We start from the raw sequence: 16667 nt of genomic DNA, 5'->3' as shown, positions 1-16667 counted from the left end.
GGCCGGATTCTCGGTTCACATGCCTAACGGGCGGTTAAACGAGCCGCCCCTGGCGGATGGGAGCGAAGCTGCGCCGGTGGATCGGGCAGGGGCCGAGCGTGCGGATCGCGGTCATGTGGGCCGCCGCGCCATAGCCCTTGTGACCAGCGAAACCGTAGCCGGAAAACCGCTGTTCGGCGTCGGTCATGAGCCGGTCGCGGACCGTCTTGGCGATGATTGAGGCCGCCGAAATTGCCGGCTCGATGGCATCGCCGCCAATCACGTAGTCCGCGTCAAAGGGCAGGCCGTCGGGAACGCGATTCCCATCAATCAGGGCCCGGTCGGGCCGGACAGGCAAAGCGCAAACGGCCCGTGACATGGCCGCCATGGTGGCGTGCAGGATATTCAGCCGGTCGATCTCTTCCGGTTCGGCAATACCAACAGCGTAGATGGCGTTCGCGCGGATCAGTCCGGCCAGCGCCTCGCGGCGTTTCGCGCTGAGTTTCTTGGAGTCCGCCAGTCCCTCGATCGGGCGCGCCGGATCGAGGATCACCGCCGCGGCGACGACCGGCCCGGCCAGCGGCCCGCGGCCTGCCTCGTCAATCCCGGCTATGATTGGCGAAATGTCCATTCAATTCTGCGTCATGTCCCGACGTGGCTTGCGGCTGTCCGGGGCATCTCTGCCGCAACGACAACACCCCGGCAAGCCGGGCGATGACGCCGGACGGAAATCAGAACAGGCTGGCCTGGGTCGCCGTCCCCAGCGGGCGTTCGAACAGATCCATACGCAGGCCCCGGGCCGGGCGGTTGAGCCCCAGGCGGGCGACCGCCTTGCGGAAGCGTGCGGCGAGCAGCTTGGCATAAGGCCCGTCCCCGCGTCCGCGCTTGCCCCAGGCGGTGTCATACTCCTTGCCGCCACGGGTCTGACGGACCAGTGACATGACATGGCTGGCCGCATCGGGCCGCGTCGTCGCCAGCCATTCCTTGAACAGGTCCTTGATCTCCAGCGGCAGGCGCAGCAGCACATAGCCGGCCGTCATCGCTCCGGCCCCGGCGGCTGCCTCGAGGATGGCTTCCAGTTCGCGGTCGTTGAGCGCCGGGATCATCGGCGCGGCCATTACCGTCACCGGAATACCGGCATCAGCGAGACCCCGGATCGCCTCGATCCGCTTTCCGGGCGTTGCGGCGCGCGGCTCCATGTCCCGGGCCAGACGCCGGTCGAGCGTGGTCACCGAGATGGCCGCCCGCACAAGGCCTTTCTTGGCCATCGGCGCGAGAATATCGAGATCGCGCAGGCACAGCGCCGACTTGGTGATGAAGCTGACCGGGTGGTTGTAGCGCGCGAACACTTTCAACAGCTCGCGCGTGGTCTGCAGGTCGCGCTCGCGCGGCTGGTAGGGATCGGTATTGGCCCCGATGACGATGGGCTCGGGGACATAGCGCGGGCTTGAGAATTGTTTCTCGAGCAGGGCTGGCGCATCGGGTTTGACGAAGATGACGCTTTCGAAATCGAGGCCCGGCGAATAGCCCCAATAGGCATGGCTGGGCCTTGCGTAGCAATAGATGCAGCCATGCTCACAGCCGCGATAGGGATTGACCGAGCGCGAAAAGGAAATGTCGGGCGAGTTGTTGCTGGTGACGATGGTGCGTGACGTGTCCTTGATGGTCACGGTGCGCAGCTGTTTCGGCATCGGGTCGGCTTCGGTCCAGCCGTCGTCGAACAGCTCGTAGCCATAGCTCTCATACCGGCCGGTGACATTGGAGCGCGCGCCGCGTCCCCGTGGCTGCAGGGGCGGGGGCAGTGCCCCGAGGCAGGCCGTCGGATTGCCGGACGCAACTTCGGAACAATCCGAATCAGGGACGCGGCGCGGTTCTGGTGTTCGGTCGATGAGTGTGTGCCGGTTCATGCCCTGAACCATGGCAGGGAGAGCGGAACAGAACAAGAACAAATGGGTTAATATCCACAGGCAGACACACCACACCCCATCCCTCCCCTCGAGGGGAGGGAGGATGGCGAAGCCATCAGGGTGGCATGCTTGGTGGGCGTCATTCCCCGGCGTGTCCGGGGAATCCCCGTACACCGCTTTATCCCATCTCGATGACGGCGCGCCCGCGCAGAATATCCTCCGCTTTGGCGCTGTACTTGCCGCCGGCATCGTCATGCAGGGCCAGCGGCGGGAGGAGGCGGAGCGGGGATTTCGAGCCGCGCTTTGCCGAGATGATGACCCGCTTGGCATCGCTGCCGGGGCGGGGTTGAATCGGCTTGATCGCGACATCACCAAAACCCTTGCCAATCAGGGCGAGGACATCGCCGAGCGCATCGGCGCGGTGGATGAGCACAACGCGGCCCTTGGGGCGCAGTACGCGTCGGGTGAGTCTTATCCAGGCCTCAAGATTGGCCGTTGGCGAGGTGTAGGCGGCCTGCTTGCCGGGTTTCGGGGCGCGTAGCGCGGACGGATCATCGAAGAAAGGCGGGTTGAAGAAGACCCGGTTGACTGTTGGCAGATCTGGCGGATCAGCGACATCGCCTCCGATGACTTCGACACGGGAGGTCATGACATTGGCCTCGATATTCCGGCGCGCCAGCGCGGCCATGGCCGGGTCAATTTCAAGGCCCAGAAACCGGCACTCCGTCATCCGGTGCGCCGCGCACAGCATCGCCGTTCCCGCGCCGCATCCCGCATCGAGAACCAGGCTTCCCGGCTTGGCCGATAGGGCGGCCGCGAGCAGGACCGCGTCGATACCGGCGCGGAAGCCGTCAGCGGGCTGGCTGACGGACACCTGACCGTCGAGGAAAAGATCGCAGGTCGTCGCCATCAGGACCCGTTGTCCGCTAGCGCCTGTTCGAGCGCGGTCCGGGCGCGGTGGGCGTCGCGGTCATCGACCATCAGGCGCTGTTCGATGAAAGGCAGTCCGTTGCCGTAGAGCCCTGACATGCCGCCATCGAGCGCGAAGCATTCCACGCCGATTTCCTTCATCACGGCCTGCGCAAAGGAGAGTTTCACCGGATCATTGGTTCGCAGGATTTCCTTCATGCCCATTCTCCTGACCGGCTGCGACCATAGGCGCAGTGTCCGGCGCTTGCCGCGCGCGGCGGCCATTCCTATTGTCTGGCACCGAACAAGCCAATGGCTTCTTAAGAGGCGAAATCTTGGATATCAGCGTCAAGGCCGACAAGAGCGCCGGGCAGGAGACGAATGCGGCCGAGCGGCTCGCATCCCTCGCCTGGGACGACATGCGCGAGGTCGATGCCCTGATCCTGGAGCGCATGGGCAGTCCCGTGCCCCTGATCCCGAAGCTCGCGCATTACCTCGTCGAGGCGGGCGGAAAGCGGATCCGTCCCCTGATCACGCTCGCGAGCGCGCGCATGCTCGGCTATGAGGGCGACGCCCAGCTCAAACTCGCTGCGGCAGTTGAATTCATCCACACCGCGACGCTGCTTCATGACGATGTCGTCGATGAAAGCGGGCTGCGGCGCGGCAAGAAGGCCGCCAATGTGGTCTGGGGCAATGCGCCGAGCGTGCTGGTGGGCGATTTCCTGTTCGCGCGCTCCTTCATGCTGATGGTCGATGCCGGCTCGCTGAGCGCGCTGCACTCGCTGTCGCGCGCCGCCAGCATCATCGCCGAGGGCGAGGTGCGCCAGCTTGCTGCCGCCGGCGATATCGACGTGTCGGTCGAATCCTACCGCGCCATTATCGAAGCCAAGACGGCGGCCCTGTTTGCCGCTGCCGCCGAAGTGTCTGGCATTATTGCTGACCGGTCCGAGGCCGAGATCGCTGCGCTGGATACCTATGGCCGGGAAATCGGTCTCGCCTTCCAGCTGGTGGACGACATGCTCGACTATGGCGGGTTCGACGCCGATCTCGGCAAGAATACCGGCGACGATTTCCGCGAAAGCAAGGTGACTTTGCCGGTCGCCCTGGCGCTGGAAAACGCGACCGCCGACGAGCGTGAGTTCTGGGAACGCGTCATCGCGCAGAAGGACCAGCGCGAGGGCGATTTCGAGCGCGCGCAGGAAATCATCGTCACCCATGGCGCACTTGATGCCACGCTGGAAGCGGCCCGGGTTCATGCCACGACCGCCCGCGAAGCGCTGTCAATCTTCCCGGATAATGTCTGGAAGCAGGCGCTGGGCGACCTTGCCGACTTCGTCGTCGACCGCGTCTACTGATTATTCCGTCAGGTCGAGACCCGACGCCTTCGCGCGCGCCCGGACCCGGACCTGATACCAGCTGAACGTCGCTGTCATCACAAGGAAGGTCAGGATTGGCGCGACGCCGCCGATCCGCGACGCCGAAAAGGACGCCAGCGCGATCATCAGTCCGGAAAAGGCGAAAAAGGCCGCGACGGGCAGGTGGCTTTCGCCCATCCGCAGACGGAGCTGGTAGGCATGGCTGCGATGAGCTTCCGACAGGCGCTTCTTCGCGCGCAGCTTGGCCGCCAGCGTCAGGAGGACATCGGCCAGAAGCGGCAGGACGAGGAGGGGCGCGATCCAGACGCTGACGCCACCTGGTCCGTTGACTGCAGCCAGGGCTGCGCTGGCGAAGAGTGTCCCGGCGAAGAGCGACCCGGCATCGCCAAGGAAAAGTTTTGCCCGCGGGCGGTTCCAGTAGAGGAAGCCCGCCATCGACGCGGCGAGGAGGAAGCCCGTCATCTCACCGCTGACAAGCCCGAGGCCGACGCTGGCGGGGATTAGGGCGGCCGCGATCAATCCGTCCGATCCGTCCATGAAGTTGACCGCATTCGCAGCCGTAAAAATCCACAGGGCGGAACCGCCAATCCCGATCCAGTAGCCGAGCGGCAATCCGACCGGGCCGAAATCGAGCACGGTCACCGGTCCGATGGCGAAGGCGGCTGAGAGCGATATGGCCAGCAGGATCGCGAATTTTTCCTTGGCCCCCAGCGCGAACAGGTCATCGGCGAGGCCCAGCGCCCCGGCCGCCAGCGCCGCGCCGAGGACGGGGACGAGGTCCAGACCGGCCTGACCCGTCAGAGCCAATAACAAGCCTCCCAATCCAACTCCGGCCATGACGGCCAGACCGCCACCGCGCGGGGTGGGGCGCTCGTGGCTGGAGCGGGCATTGGGATGATCGAGCACACCGGCGCGGATCACCAGGACGCCGCTAGTCAGGGCGGTGGCGAAGGCCAGAACCAGTGAAGCCATCAGGATTGCCATCATGGCGAGCCTCCTACACCGCGCGGACGGTTTTCGTAAGAGGTGTCATGGGCCTAGCGTGTGCCCGCAAGCCGAACAGGCTTGAAGACCCACTCGGGATGAGCGGCGGCGAGGGCTTCAGCTGCGGTTTTCGCCTGCGCCCGGCTGTCGAACAGCGCCCAGCAGGTGGACCCTGAACCGGACAGGCCGGCAAGGCGCGCCGCCGGAGCGCCATTGAGCGCGGCCAGCACATTGCCGATTCGTGGCTCCACGCTGATGGCGGCACGTTCAAGGTCGTTCCGGCCCGCCGCTGCGACGGCGAGCGCGTCCTTGGCCGTCTTGGCGGAGGGCAGATCGCCCGGCGGGGGCAGAGCGGTCGGCTCGCCAGTGTCGAATGCGGCGAACACCTTGCCGGTCGGGACCTGCAAACCGGGCAGGCAAAGCACCGCATCGAGAACAGGCCAGACTTTAAGCGCTTCAATGATCTCGCCCCGGCCCGTCATGCGCAGCGGCCGGGCGTGCAGGCAGGCGGGGACATCCGACCCGATTTCTGCGGCGACCGGTATCAGCCGGTCGAGCGGCCAGTCGAGATGCCAGAGCCGATTGAGCGCGCGCAGCGTGGCGGCTGCATCGCTCGATCCGCCGCCCAGCCCGGCCCCCATCGGGATCGCCTTGGTCAGATGCAGTTTCGCGCCGGCAAACACCGGCAGGCGCGCGGCCTTGCGCAGCGCCTCGGCGGCGCGCAGGACGAGATTGTTGCCCTCGGCCTCGAGTTGCTCCGCGCCTTCCCCGGAGAGTGTGAGTTCCAGCTTGTCAGAGGCGACAGCGGCGAGGTGATCGCCCCAGTCGGCAAAGACGACAAGGCTGTCGAGGGGGTGGTAACCGTCGTCCCGGACCGGACCGGCGTGAAGGGTCAGATTGACCTTGGCCGGCGCGAACTGGCTGATCACGGCTCGTTGTTGACCTGGCTTTCCACGACCGCCGTATCGTCCGCGGCATCGGCCGGCAGTCCGGTCTCGAGACGGGCATGGAGGGCCTCGATCTCCTCCTCGTCGGGGTCGAGCTCCAGGGCTCGTTGCCACTGGAAGCGCGCTTCGAGATGGCGGCCCACCTGCGCATAGGCATCACCGAGGTGGAAATTGATGGTCGGACTGTCGGGCGACAGGGCGGCGGCGCGTTCGAGATGGGTCACGGCCTCGGCGTAATCGCCACGCACATAGTGGGCCCAGCCCAGACTGTCGATGATATAGCCGGCATCGGGCTCCATCGCGACGGCGCGGCCGATCATGGTGAAGGCTTCCTCGATGTTCTGGCCACGGACGACCCAGGCATAACCGAGATAGTTGAGGATCTGCGCTTCGCCGGGGGCGATCTCCAGCGCGGCGAGGAAGAGCGGTTCAGCCTCGTCCCAGCGGCCCAGCGTCTCCAGCGCCGCAGCGCGGAAATAGTAGAGCTGCCAGTTCGGCTGCTGGCCGTTGGCGAGGCGTTCGGCGATGACCTCGCCATAACCGGCCTGGGCTTCCTCGAGATTGCCCTGCCAGCGGTGCAGGTCGGCGAGCATCATCCGCGCCTCGATGTCGTTGTCGCGGGCGACCAGTGCCTGGGCCAGCGTCATCGCCGTATCGGGATCGCCCGTCCGTGCGATCAGATAGATGCGGTCGATTTCGGCCGAGCGCTTGAACGGGCCTTCCGGCACGGCGGCATATTCAGCCAGCGCGGCGTCGTGCAGTTCGAGGCGTTCCAGTGTCGCGGCGAGCAGGACTCGGGTCGAGGCATAGTCGGGGTCAAGACGCTGGGCGAGGCGCAGATAGATCACCGCCAGGTCCATCTCCGCTTGTGAGGCGAAGAGCGCGGCCGGCCCATAGATAGCGCGAGCTGCGGCCTGCTGGATGGTCAGGGGGCGCGGCGCTCGCCGTCCGGCCTCAACCCGTGCAAGGGCCTCTGTAATCGTCGGCTCGAACGGCTCGCTGGCGAGATAGCTCTGGTAGAGCGTGCGGGCGTCCTCGCGCTGGCCGCGCCGTTCCAGATTGGCCCCGAGCATTTCCACCGCCATCCGGCGGAAGGGGGTCTGGTTCATCGCGGCCGAGTAGACCGTTCCGGCCTCCTCGAACCGTCCGGCCTCTTCGAGCAGCATGGCCCGGTGCAGCGTCTGGAAGGCCAGGGCAAAGCTGGGGGGCGGCTCGCTTTCGGTCCGCGCAATTGCCGTTTCCGCATTGCCGAGACCGGCATTCGACCAGTCGCCCAGCACGTCGGCCAGAAAGGCATTGAAGGGACCAAAGCCGTCCGTTTCCAGCCAGCCTGCCGCTTGCGTGTAGCGGCGCTCGGCGAGGGCATCGGCGGCCAGGAAGAGCCGGGCGAGGCGGCTTTCGTCAGCCGCGCGGGCGGCGTCGCCGGCGGTTTCGACGGCGCGGTCGGTATCCCCGGCCATCAGCGCGGCAATGAAGGCGCGTTCCAGAAGGAAGCCGCTGTCCGGCGCGCGATCGAGCGCCTGGGCATAATAGTCGGACGCGTTGCGGGTATCGCGTTCCGACCCCGCCATGCGAGCGGCCAGATAGGCCCCGTATGCCGAGCGTTCCTCGTCCTCACTGGCGGCCATGAAGGGTCCGGTTGCCGTGGCCGAACAGGCAACAGCGGCGAGGCTTAGCCCGCCCGTCAGGCAAAGGCGCAACAGGTGTTTCATGGCCCGCATGCTGGAACCCCGGCGCGTTTTAGGCAAGCGCGGCGCGCGGTTCTACATGTTCACATAGATGGGACCGCCGCCGCCCTCGGGCGTCGTCCAGTTGATGTTCTGGTTGGGATCCTTGATGTCGCACGTCTTGCAGTGGACGCAGTTCTGCGCGTTGATCACGAAGGTCATCTCGCCGGACTGCTCATCCTTGACCCACTCATAGACCCCTGCCGGGCAATACCGTGTCGAGGGCCCCGCATAGACATCCCACTCGCTCGCCTTCTGCAGCGCCGGGTCTTTCAGCTTCAGGTGTCCGGGCTGGTCTTCCTCGTGATTGGTGTTGGAAATGAACACCGAGGAGAGGCGGTCGAAGGTCAGCACGCCATCGGGCTTGGGATAATCGATCGGCGTGTGTTTCTCCGCCGGTTCCAGCGCCTCGGCATCCGTGCCTCCATGGCTCATCGTGCCAAAGACGGAAAACCCGAACAGCGTGTTGGTCCACATGTCCATGCCGCCAAAAAGCACACCCATCACCGCGCCGAATTTCGACCAGAGCGGTTTGACATTGCGGACTTTCTTCAGATCCTTCGCCACCCAGGAGTCCGCGTAGGCGGCTTCATAGGCGTCCAGCGTGTCGCCTTCGCGCCCGGCTCCGATCGCCTCGAAGGCGGCCTCGGCGGCGAGCATGCCGGTCTTCATCGCATTGTGGCTGCCCTTGATGCGGGGCACGTTCACGAAACCGGCCGAACAGCCGATCAGCGCGCCACCGGGGAAGACCAGTTTCGGAACCGACTGATAGCCGCCTTCGGTAATCGCCCGCGCACCGTAATTGAGGCGCTCGGCCCCCTCGAACACGCCCTTGATCTTCGGATGCGTCTTGAAGCGCTGGAATTCGCCAAATGGCGAGAGGTATGGATTCTTGTAATTGAGGTGGACGACAAAGCCGACCGACACCATGCAGTCGCCCCAGTGATAGAGGAAGCTGCCGCCGCCGGTGTCGCTGGTCAGGGGCCAGCCCATCGTGTGCTGGACGAGACCGGGCTTGTGGTGTTCGGGCTTCACCCGCCACAGCTCTTTCAGGCCGATGCCATATTTTTGCGGTTCGCGGCCTTCGGAAAGCCCATAGTCGGCGATCAGCCGCTTGGCGAGCGAGCCGCGCGCGCCTTCCGCGATCAGCACATATTTACCGCGCAATTCCATGCCGGGCTGGTAGCCGTCTTTCTGGCTGCCATCCTTCGCGACACCGAAATCACCGGTCACGATACCTTTCACGACGCCGTCTTCGATGACGAGGTCGGCAGCGGGGAAGCCGGGATAGATTTCCACGCCCAGAGCCTCGGCCTGGTCGGCCATCCATTTGCACATCGCGCCGAGCGAGCCGGTATAGCAGCCGTGATTGCTCATCAGCGGCGGGAAGGCGAAGGTCGGAAGCGCGGTCGCCCCGGTTTCTGACAGGACCAGGAATTTGTCGTCGGTGACGGGCGTGTCGATGGGCGCGCCCTTCTCCTTCCAGTCCGGGATCAATTCGTCGATGGCCTTGGGGTCCATGACGATGCCGGAGAGGATGTGCGCGCCGATCTCACCGCCTTTTTCCAGGAGCGCGACGTTGAGCTCGGTCCCGGCCTCGACGGCCATCTGTTTCAGGCGGATCGCGGCGGCCAGACCCGCCGGGCCGCCGCCGACGATGACGACGTCATAATCCATGGATTCGCGTTCGACGCCTGTGTCGGCCATGTGCGCTCGTCTCCTGTTTGCTGGCGAAGCGGTTTCGCCTCTGCCCCGTCTTAGCTTAGGTTTGCGGCTTCAAGCTAGGTCTCCGTTGTGATGTCGTCCACGCAAAGCCCCGAAGATGATCGCGAAAAGGCGTATCGAAGCCTCGCCGCCTGGTGGGCCGAGATGGGTATCGAGTCTGATCCCTTGCCCCGGCGCCAGCCCGCTGCGCCCGCGCGTGCCGTTCCCAAGCCGCAAGAACGGGCCGCCCCCCGGCCTGCCACGGCCGCCGCGGCCCAGGCCGCCGGCTTCGGTGATTCGGGTGGCAGCGAGGCGGATGCCCGAAAGGCCGCTGGTGCGGCCAAGACGCTCGCCGAACTGAAGGCGGCCATCGAAGCCTTTGAAGGCTGCGCGCTGAAACGCACGGCGCGCAACACGGTTTTCGCGCGCGGCAATCCAAAGGCCGATCTGATGATTGTCGGCGAGGCCCCTGGCCGCGAGGAGGACGAACAGGGTGAACCCTTCGTGGGCCGGTCGGGGCAATTGCTCGACCGGATGTTCGCTGCCATCGGGCTCGACCGCGAGAAAGATTTCTACGTCTCAAACATCGTCAACTGGCGCCCGCCCGGGAACCGCAATCCGTCAGCCGACGAGGTGGCGCTTTGCCTGCCCTTCATCGAGCGGCATATCGCACTGGTGAAGCCGAAAATCCTGGTGCTGGCGGGCGGGGTTTCGGCGCAGGCGCTCCTGCGCGCCTCGACCGGGATCATGCGGCTGCGGGGCCGCTGGGCGGAATACCGGCTGAAGGACGAAAACTTCGAGCCTGGCGAGCACGTCGACACGATGCCGATCTTCCACCCGGCTTTCCTCCTGCGCCGCCCGCAGGAAAAGGCGAAGGCGTGGGCGGACTTGCTGGAAATTCAGGGAAGACTGGAGGAGCCAGCGTCCTGACAGCGGTGGTCCACCCCAGTGTGGCGGACGGTGCGCCAAGTCTAGTCCGTTTCGGACGGCGGATCCGTCTGTTCGGCCAGCCAGGTTATGATATCGGCCCGGGCTTGCGCGTTGGGGATGCGAACGCCCATTGATGTGCCCGGCACCATGGCAGGGGGATTGGCGAGCCACTCATCGAGTGCTTCGGGTGTCCAGATGAGACCGGAGTCACGCAAGGCAGCCGTGTATCGATAGCCAGAGACGGTGCCGGCCTCGCGTCCAACGACGCCGCGGTGGGAGGGTCCGGCGCGATTGGCATCCAGCGCATGGCAGGCGGCGCAGCGTTGCCGGTAAAGGCGTTCGCCTCTTGTCAGGTCACCGGTCAGGAGCGGGTTGGCTTCAGCCACGTCCTGGGCGGCTGCCGGCGTAAAGCCGGCAGCCATGCTCGCAATCACGGCGGTCATTGCGAGCGCCCAGCGACGGGCCGGGGGGAGGTGGCACGTCATCCGGGTCATCAGCCGAACATCAGCCCGGCAGTGGGAATGGCTTCCCCGATGGCATTGCCGAGGATGGCCGCATGGAAGGCTTCATCCCCGGCCATGCGGGCTGCCAGTTGGTGCTGTTCAGTCGTGCTGAGTGAGGGGATCAGCCCCAGATACGCATTTGCCGCCCCGACCTCGAGGCCATAGGCCAGGCGCAGAACGTCGGCCTGGTTTTGCAAGGATCCGGCGTTGAGGGCTTCCGCATAGTGCGCGTCACTCTCTGCCGCGACGGGCATTCCGCCCAATGTCTCGACGGCCCGGATCAGTTCATCGCGGTGTTCGCGATGGTGGCCGCGGAAAATGACGCCGATATTGACGACTTCCGGGGCGAGAAGACCGCTGCCGGCGGCGATGGTATAGGCGGCGATCCCTTCATGTTCGAGCGCAATGGCCGCATTGAGCAGCTGGACATCCTGTTCCGGGTTGCCGCTGGACTGAAACCCCAGCGCGGCACCTGAGCCCATCATCGCGACCAGCCCGGCCGAGGAGAGCGTCTTGGCGCTGCCGCCCAGAAAGCCGCGGCGGGACGGCATGGAATCCGTAGTCGAAGTCATCAGTTTCTTCCTTTCCATTGCGTCTGGAGATGGTGGATCACCCGGTCGGCCAGATCCGCACAGCGGGTGCCTGCGAAGGGGAAAGTGCCCTGGAGAATGTCGCGCCAGTCCGGTTCCAACATGGCGGCGAGCTGCCTGCGCGCCCGGGCGTGCCGCGATTTGACGGTATTGACCGCCAGACCCAGCGCGGCGCTCGTCTCCTCGATGCTCAAGCCCTCAATTTCCCGAAGCACGAAGACCGGGCGAAACGTGTCCGAGATTTTTTCCATTGCGGCTTCGAGACGCCGGGCGAGCTCATATCGGGCGGTGTCGGATTCGGGGCTGGCATGGCTGATCGGCGTGTCATCGGTATCGGTTGATCGCGTGCGGATCATGGCGATGCCCCGTTCTTCGAGAAGCCGTGTACGACGGCGCTGCGTGCGTCGCCGGTCGAGCGCGGCGTTGGCGGCGATACGCGTCAGCCAGGTCGCCATCGCCGCATTGCCCTTGAAGACCGCCTGTCCGGTGAACAGTTTTACGTAGATGTCCTGGACGATCTCCTCGGCATCGGCCGCGCTTTGCAGGATCGAGTAGGCCACACGGTACAGACGCTGATTGTACCGCTGCATGAATTCGCGGGCGGCCGGTTCGGACCGGTCACGGGCCAGCTCGAGCAAGGCTCCGTCCGACACGGCATGCGTGTGGTCGTCTGTTCTGGCTGTTGCTGGCATGCCGGTCTCCGCCCGTTCTGACCCATTGGACGGCACCAGTTCGAAAAAGGTTCCCGCTTGCCGGCCAGGGATTTGCCGGGCTAGGTCACCGCATGCTCGGCCTAACCCTCCTGATCCTGGTCATTGCGGCTTTCATCGCGGGGGCGCTTATGCCTATCAAGCGCCGCTAGCGCGGCTTGATCCGGCGGGCGCGCTTTCCTAGTGTCCGCGCGATTTTGACGGACCGGCGACTCCCGCGCCGGAATCAAGGAAAAACGCTTCCATCATGACGGCCAAGCGCGCGCCTTCCTTCCAGGATCTGATCCTGACCCTGCAACGTTACTGGGCCGACCAGGGCTGCGCGATCCTGCAGCCCTATGATGTCGAGGTGGGGGCGGGCACGCTGCACCCGGCGACGACGCTGCGCTCCCTGGGGCCGAAGCCGTGGCGCGCGGCCTATGTCCAGCCCTCGCGACGGCCGAGCGACGGGCGCTATGGCGAGAACCCGAACCGGCTCCAGCACTATTACCAGTTCCAGGTGCTGCTAAAGCCGAGCCCGGGCAATCTGCAGGACCTCTATCTCGGCTCGCTCGACGCCATCGGCATCGACCGCACGCTGCACGATGTGCGCTTCGCCGAGGATGACTGGGAAAACCCGACCGTCGGCGCGTGGGGCTTGGGCTGGGAAGTCTGGTGCGACGGGATGGAGGTGAGCCAGTTCACCTACTTCCAGCAGGTCGGCGGGCTGGATGTTGACCTCGTGTCCGGCGAGCTGACCTATGGTCTCGAACGCCTCGCCATGTATGTGCAGGGCGTTGAGAACGTTTACGATCTCGATTTCAACGGGGCGGGCCTAAAATACGGCGACGTCTTCCAGGAGGCCGAGCGCCAGTATTCGGCCTTCAACTTCGAACATGCCGATGTCGAGACGCTGAAGAGCTGGTTTGCCGACGCCGAACGCCAGTGCAAGGCGCTGCTCTCGCTCGACAAACCGGTACCGCTGCCCGCCTATGATTTCTGCCTGAAAGCCTCGCACCTCTTCAATCTGGTCGATGCGCGCGGGGCGATCTCGGTCGCCGAACGCGCCAGCTGGATCGCCCGGGTGCGCGAGCTGGCCAAGGGCTGCGCGGAAGCGTGGGTGGCGCTGGAGAGGGAAACCGCATGACCATCAAATTCTACCACAATCCGCAATCGCGAGCGGCGCTGACGCACTGGCTGCTCGAGGAAATCGGCACCGAATACGAGATCATGCCGGTCGCCTATGAAGACGGCTCGATGCGGACGCCGGAATTCCTGGCGATCAACCCGATGGGCAAGATCCCGGTCATCGTCGATGGCGACACGATCGTGACCGAGACGACCGCCATCGCGATCTATCTCGCCGACAAGTTCAAGACGCCGAACGATCTCGCGCCGGGCCTCGATGACAAGCGACGCGGCGAATATCTGCGCTGGGTGGCGTATCAATCGGCGTGTATCGACCCGGCGATGATGCAGGCCAATACCAAGGTCGAGATCCCGCGCCAGTCGGCCGGCTGGGGCAGTGTCGAGCTTGTCATCGACGTGCTCGACCAGCGCCTCGCGAAAGCCAGCCCGTATCTCTTCGGCGAGTGGTTTACCGCCGCCGACGTGCTGATCGGCGGGGCGATCGGCTGGGCGACGCAATTCGGCATGTTCGAGATGCGCGAGTCCTTCAAACCGTATCTGGAGGCGGTTCAGTCGCGCCCGGCCTTCCAGAAAGTCTTCGCGCGATAGGACCGGCGTCACGTGGCTCAGCTTCTTCTTGAATTCCTCTCCGAAGAAATCCCCGCGCGGATGCAGGTCCGGGCCGAGGGCGATCTCGAACGGCTGCTGTCCGCTGCGCTGAAAGATGCGGGTCTCAGCTGGGAGACGCTGACCACCTTCTCCGGGCCGCGCCGCCTCGGCCTCGTGATCGAGGGCCTGCCGGAAAAGACCGAAGACGTGCGCGAGGAGCGCAAGGGGCCGCGCACCGCCGCGCCGGAAAAGGCGCTTCAAGGCTTCATGCGCGGGGCGGGGATCGACAGTCTCGACGCTTGCGAGACACGTGAAGACAAGAAGGGCGAGTTCTACGTCGCCATTATCGAAAAGCCGGGCCGCAAGACCGCCGACGTGATCGCCGAGGCCGTCCCGGCGCTGGCGAGGGATTTCCCCTGGCCGAAGTCGATGAAGTTCGGTGAAGGCGCGACGGCGCAGCGCTGGGTGCGTCCGCTGCAGCGCGTAGTCTGCCTGTTCGATGGCGCGGTTGTGCCGTTTGACGTGTTCGGCATCGCGGCCGGAAACGAGACCGAAGGCCACCGCGTGCTGGGTCGCGGCCCGTTCGCGGTGAAGGACTTTACGAGCTACGAAAAAACGCTGCGCGAACAGGGCGGGGTGCTGACCAACCGTGCCGAACGCGAGGCGATCATCCTCGAGGGCGCGCGCAAGGTTTGCGCCGACGCCGGGCTGGAACTGATCGAGGATGCGGGCCTGCTCGCGGAAGTGACGGGTCTCGTCGAGCATCCGGTGCCGCTGCTCGGCCAGATGGATGAAAGCTTCCTCGACCTGCCGGGCGAGGTCATCCAGCTGACCATGAAGACGCACCAGAAATACTTTGCCGTGCGCGACCCGAAGGCGGGCGCACTGGCACCGAACTTCGTCGTGGTGGCGAACCAGCCTGCGCCCGATGGCGGCAAGGCGATTGCCGCCGGCAATGCGCGCGTGCTTTCTGCGCGCCTCTCGGATGCGCGCCACTTCTGGGACAATGACCGCAAGAAGCCGCTCTCGGACATGGCGGCGGAGCTGTCGAAAGTCACCTTCCACGAGAAGCTGGGCAGCGTCGCCGACAAGGTCGAGCGTGTCGCCGCGCTGGCGCGCGAACTGGCTCCGGCTGTCGGGGCCGATCCGGACTTGGCCGAACGTGCTGCGCGCCTCGCCAAGGCCGATCTCGTGTCAGAGATGGTCTATGAATTTCCCGAGCTTCAGGGCGTGATGGGAAGGTATTACGCGCTGGAACAATGGCGCAATCCGCCTTCTCACCCCACCCAAACCCTCCCCTCAAGGGGAGGGAGTGATGATGGCGATTCTCCCTCCCCCTCGGGGGAGGGCAGGGGTGGGGGGCAATCCACCGGCGAGGATTTATCCGGCCTCACCGAAGACGAAGCCCGGCAGATCGCCGATGCGATCCGCGATCACTACCGTCCGCAGGGCCCGTCGGACGATGTGCCGACCGCGCCGGTCAGCGCGGCGGTCGCGCTCGCCGACAAGCTCGACACGCTGGTGGGTTTCTGGGCCATCGACGAAAAACCGACCGGCTCGAAAGACCCGTTTGCCCTGAGACGCGCGGCGCTGGGGGTGTTTCGAATTCTGAATGTCGGCGCTGGTCGACTTGAATTTCGCAAAGCACTCCATGCGAACTATTTGGCCCAAGCAGAACAAAGCGACGAACGCCATGATGCTTGGACTGATCTCACCAGCGGCAAAGCGGCAGAACTTTTTTTCCAGCGCACGACCGACCTTCTGAATTTCTTCTCAGAGCGGGTAAAGGTCGTTCTCAAGGACGAGGGCGTGCGCTTCGATGTGATCGATGCGGTGTTTGCCCCAATGAATGATGGATCGCGCGATGATGATCTGGTGCGCGTCACCAACCGCGCCCGCGCGCTACAGGCCTTCCTGGAGACCGAGGACGGGGCGGCGCTGCTCGCCGGCTATCGCCGCGCGGCGAATATCCTGAAAGCCGAGGAAAAGAAGGACGCCGGTGCCTTTGCCGCCGATATCGGCGAAGGCGCGCTGGAAGGCACCTATCTGGACAGTACTCGCGAGCCGCAAGAAATCGCACTCGCCGATGCGCTGTCGGTTGCCGGGGCGCAGACCGAGGCAAAAGTCGCCGACGAGGATTTCGAAGGCGCGATGGCCGCGCTGAGCACTTTGCGCGCGCCGGTTGATGCCTTCTTTGACGCAGTGACAGTCAACAGTGATGACGCCATGTTGCGCCGCAACAGGCTGAGATTGCTCGCCGCGATCCGGATGGCCGCACATGCGGTTGCCGATTTCGGCAAGATTGAGGGTTAGCCCCCCACCCCGGCCCTCCCCCGAGGGGGAGGGAGAGGCGCATTTCCCTCCCCTTGAGGGGAGGGTAAGGGTGGGGTGGAGATGAGAGATCATGGTCCCGGATCGCTTCGCGTCCGGGATGACATTTTGGGGTGAATTACATCCTCGCCCTTCGAGGCCGCCTTGCGGCGGCACCTCAGGGTGAGGAAAAAAGGAATCTCCCTCATCCTGAGGTGCTGCGAAACAGCCTCGAAGGATAGAGGGGCCAGACGGGTTACAAGACCCCTCACCCAACCCTCTCCCCGGCGGGAGAGGGCTTTATCGCGCCGCACTTTCCCTCTCCCTTGAGGGAGAGGGTGGCCCGTCAGGGCCGGGTGAGGGGGGCATTAGAGA

16 protein-coding genes are annotated in these 16667 nt (G+C 65.1%); 5 read left to right on the top strand and 11 right to left on the bottom strand.

Annotation, left to right across the window (positions count from 1 at the left end; genetic code table 11):
- Nucleotides 1-34: 34 nt before the first annotated feature.
- From rnhB to V0U35_RS12395, 4 genes are all read right to left on the bottom strand, one after another.
- Nucleotides 35-610: a ribonuclease HII gene (rnhB, locus tag V0U35_RS12410; RefSeq protein WP_330197044.1), complete on the bottom strand. Its 576-nt coding sequence runs from the start codon at nt 608-610 to the stop codon at nt 35-37.
- Between the two features lie 100 nt (nt 611-710).
- Nucleotides 711-1886, bottom strand: coding sequence for a PA0069 family radical SAM protein (locus tag V0U35_RS12405; protein WP_330197043.1), 1176 nt, complete (start codon nt 1884-1886; stop codon nt 711-713).
- A gap of 178 nt (nt 1887-2064) precedes the next feature.
- Nucleotides 2065-2796 carry a tRNA1(Val) (adenine(37)-N6)-methyltransferase gene (locus V0U35_RS12400; protein WP_330197042.1) on the bottom strand — a complete coding sequence of 244 codons (732 nt, stop codon included), beginning with the start codon at nt 2794-2796 and terminating at the stop codon, nt 2065-2067.
- On the bottom strand, nt 2796-3080 hold the full coding sequence (locus V0U35_RS12395) for a putative signal transducing protein (RefSeq protein WP_330197041.1): 285 nt from the start codon (nt 3078-3080) through the stop codon (nt 2796-2798). Before V0U35_RS12395 ends, V0U35_RS12400 begins: the two co-directional genes overlap by 1 nt.
- Before the next feature lie 50 nt (nt 3081-3130).
- On the opposite strand from V0U35_RS12395, the gene V0U35_RS12390 reads away from it, so the two are divergent.
- Entirely contained in the window at nt 3131-4150 is a 1020-nt protein-coding gene (locus V0U35_RS12390) for a polyprenyl synthetase family protein (RefSeq protein WP_330197040.1), read from the top strand.
- On the opposite strand, the gene V0U35_RS12385 is transcribed toward V0U35_RS12390, so the two are convergent.
- Genes V0U35_RS12385 through V0U35_RS12370 form a run of 4 tightly spaced genes read right to left on the bottom strand, consistent with a single transcriptional unit; the run spans nt 4151 to nt 9536 of the window.
- On the bottom strand, nt 4151-5158 hold the full coding sequence (locus V0U35_RS12385) for an MraY family glycosyltransferase (protein ID WP_330197039.1): 1008 nt from the start codon (nt 5156-5158) through the stop codon (nt 4151-4153).
- A gap of 50 nt (nt 5159-5208) precedes the next feature.
- Nucleotides 5209-6084, bottom strand: coding sequence for a 4-(cytidine 5'-diphospho)-2-C-methyl-D-erythritol kinase (locus V0U35_RS12380; RefSeq protein ID WP_330197038.1), 876 nt, complete (start codon nt 6082-6084; stop codon nt 5209-5211).
- Nucleotides 6081-7823 carry a tetratricopeptide repeat protein gene (locus V0U35_RS12375; RefSeq protein ID WP_330197037.1) on the bottom strand — a complete coding sequence of 581 codons (1743 nt, stop codon included), beginning with the start codon at nt 7821-7823 and terminating at the stop codon, nt 6081-6083. The genes V0U35_RS12380 and V0U35_RS12375 overlap by 4 nt, the downstream gene beginning before the upstream one ends.
- Nucleotides 7824-7865: 42 nt before the next feature.
- Nucleotides 7866-9536, bottom strand: a complete 1671-nt coding sequence (locus V0U35_RS12370) for an electron transfer flavoprotein-ubiquinone oxidoreductase (RefSeq protein ID WP_330197036.1) — start codon at nt 9534-9536, stop codon at nt 7866-7868.
- Between the two features lie 90 nt (nt 9537-9626).
- Between V0U35_RS12370 and V0U35_RS12365 the strand changes: the two genes are divergently transcribed.
- Nucleotides 9627-10463, top strand: a complete 837-nt coding sequence (locus tag V0U35_RS12365) for a uracil-DNA glycosylase (RefSeq protein WP_330197035.1) — start codon at nt 9627-9629, stop codon at nt 10461-10463.
- A gap of 41 nt (nt 10464-10504) precedes the next feature.
- On the opposite strand, the gene V0U35_RS12360 is transcribed toward V0U35_RS12365, so the two are convergent.
- From V0U35_RS12360 to V0U35_RS12350, 3 genes are read right to left on the bottom strand one after another with little or no spacing between them, the layout of a single operon-like run.
- Nucleotides 10505-10906 (bottom strand): c-type cytochrome, encoded by a 402-nt coding sequence (locus V0U35_RS12360; RefSeq protein WP_330197034.1) that lies wholly within the window; start codon nt 10904-10906, stop codon nt 10505-10507.
- Between the two features lie 50 nt (nt 10907-10956).
- Nucleotides 10957-11538 (bottom strand): ferritin-like domain-containing protein, encoded by a 582-nt coding sequence (locus tag V0U35_RS12355; RefSeq protein WP_330197033.1) that lies wholly within the window; start codon nt 11536-11538, stop codon nt 10957-10959.
- Complete coding sequence (locus V0U35_RS12350; RefSeq protein WP_330197032.1) at nt 11538-12248, bottom strand: sigma-70 family RNA polymerase sigma factor; 711 nt, start codon at nt 12246-12248, stop codon at nt 11538-11540. The genes V0U35_RS12355 and V0U35_RS12350 overlap by 1 nt, the downstream gene beginning before the upstream one ends.
- A gap of 265 nt (nt 12249-12513) precedes the next feature.
- On the opposite strand from V0U35_RS12350, the gene V0U35_RS12345 reads away from it, so the two are divergent.
- Genes V0U35_RS12345 through glyS form a run of 3 tightly spaced genes read left to right on the top strand, consistent with a single transcriptional unit; the run spans nt 12514 to nt 16295 of the window.
- Complete coding sequence (locus V0U35_RS12345) at nt 12514-13392, top strand: glycine--tRNA ligase subunit alpha (RefSeq protein ID WP_330197031.1); 879 nt, start codon at nt 12514-12516, stop codon at nt 13390-13392.
- Nucleotides 13389-13982, top strand: a complete 594-nt coding sequence (locus V0U35_RS12340; RefSeq protein ID WP_330197029.1) for a glutathione S-transferase family protein — start codon at nt 13389-13391, stop codon at nt 13980-13982. Before V0U35_RS12345 ends, V0U35_RS12340 begins: the two co-directional genes overlap by 4 nt.
- A 12-nt stretch (nt 13983-13994) precedes the next feature.
- Nucleotides 13995-16295: a glycine--tRNA ligase subunit beta gene (gene glyS, locus V0U35_RS12335; protein ID WP_330197028.1), complete on the top strand. Its 2301-nt coding sequence runs from the start codon at nt 13995-13997 to the stop codon at nt 16293-16295.
- Nucleotides 16296-16667 lie beyond the last annotated feature (372 nt).

Source organism: Hyphobacterium marinum, assembly GCF_036330325.1.
Taxonomy (GTDB): domain Bacteria; phylum Pseudomonadota; class Alphaproteobacteria; order Caulobacterales; family Maricaulaceae; genus Hyphobacterium; species Hyphobacterium marinum.
Note: the sequence above shows the minus strand (reverse complement) of the source record. Positions and strands in the feature narration are given on the sequence as shown.

Coding starts and splice junctions, on each gene's coding strand:
- rnhB (WP_330197044.1), bottom strand. CDS start 610: ATGGACATTTCGCCAATCATAGCCGGGATTGACGAGGCAGGCCGCGGG.
- V0U35_RS12350 (WP_330197032.1), bottom strand. CDS start 12,248: ATGCCAGCAACAGCCAGAACAGACGACCACACGCATGCCGTGTCGGAC.
- V0U35_RS12360 (WP_330197034.1), bottom strand. CDS start 10,906: ATGACCGCCGTGATTGCGAGCATGGCTGCCGGCTTTACGCCGGCAGCC.
- V0U35_RS12355 (WP_330197033.1), bottom strand. CDS start 11,538: ATGACTTCGACTACGGATTCCATGCCGTCCCGCCGCGGCTTTCTGGGC.
- V0U35_RS12345 (WP_330197031.1), top strand. CDS start 12,514: ATGACGGCCAAGCGCGCGCCTTCCTTCCAGGATCTGATCCTGACCCTG.
- V0U35_RS12395 (WP_330197041.1), bottom strand. CDS start 3,080: ATGGCCGCCGCGCGCGGCAAGCGCCGGACACTGCGCCTATGGTCGCAG.
- V0U35_RS12365 (WP_330197035.1), top strand. CDS start 9,627: ATGTCGTCCACGCAAAGCCCCGAAGATGATCGCGAAAAGGCGTATCGA.
- V0U35_RS12405 (WP_330197043.1), bottom strand. CDS start 1,886: ATGAACCGGCACACACTCATCGACCGAACACCAGAACCGCGCCGCGTC.
- V0U35_RS12340 (WP_330197029.1), top strand. CDS start 13,389: ATGACCATCAAATTCTACCACAATCCGCAATCGCGAGCGGCGCTGACG.
- V0U35_RS12400 (WP_330197042.1), bottom strand. CDS start 2,796: ATGGCGACGACCTGCGATCTTTTCCTCGACGGTCAGGTGTCCGTCAGC.
- V0U35_RS12385 (WP_330197039.1), bottom strand. CDS start 5,158: ATGATGGCAATCCTGATGGCTTCACTGGTTCTGGCCTTCGCCACCGCC.
- V0U35_RS12375 (WP_330197037.1), bottom strand. CDS start 7,823: ATGCGGGCCATGAAACACCTGTTGCGCCTTTGCCTGACGGGCGGGCTA.
- V0U35_RS12370 (WP_330197036.1), bottom strand. CDS start 9,536: ATGGCCGACACAGGCGTCGAACGCGAATCCATGGATTATGACGTCGTC.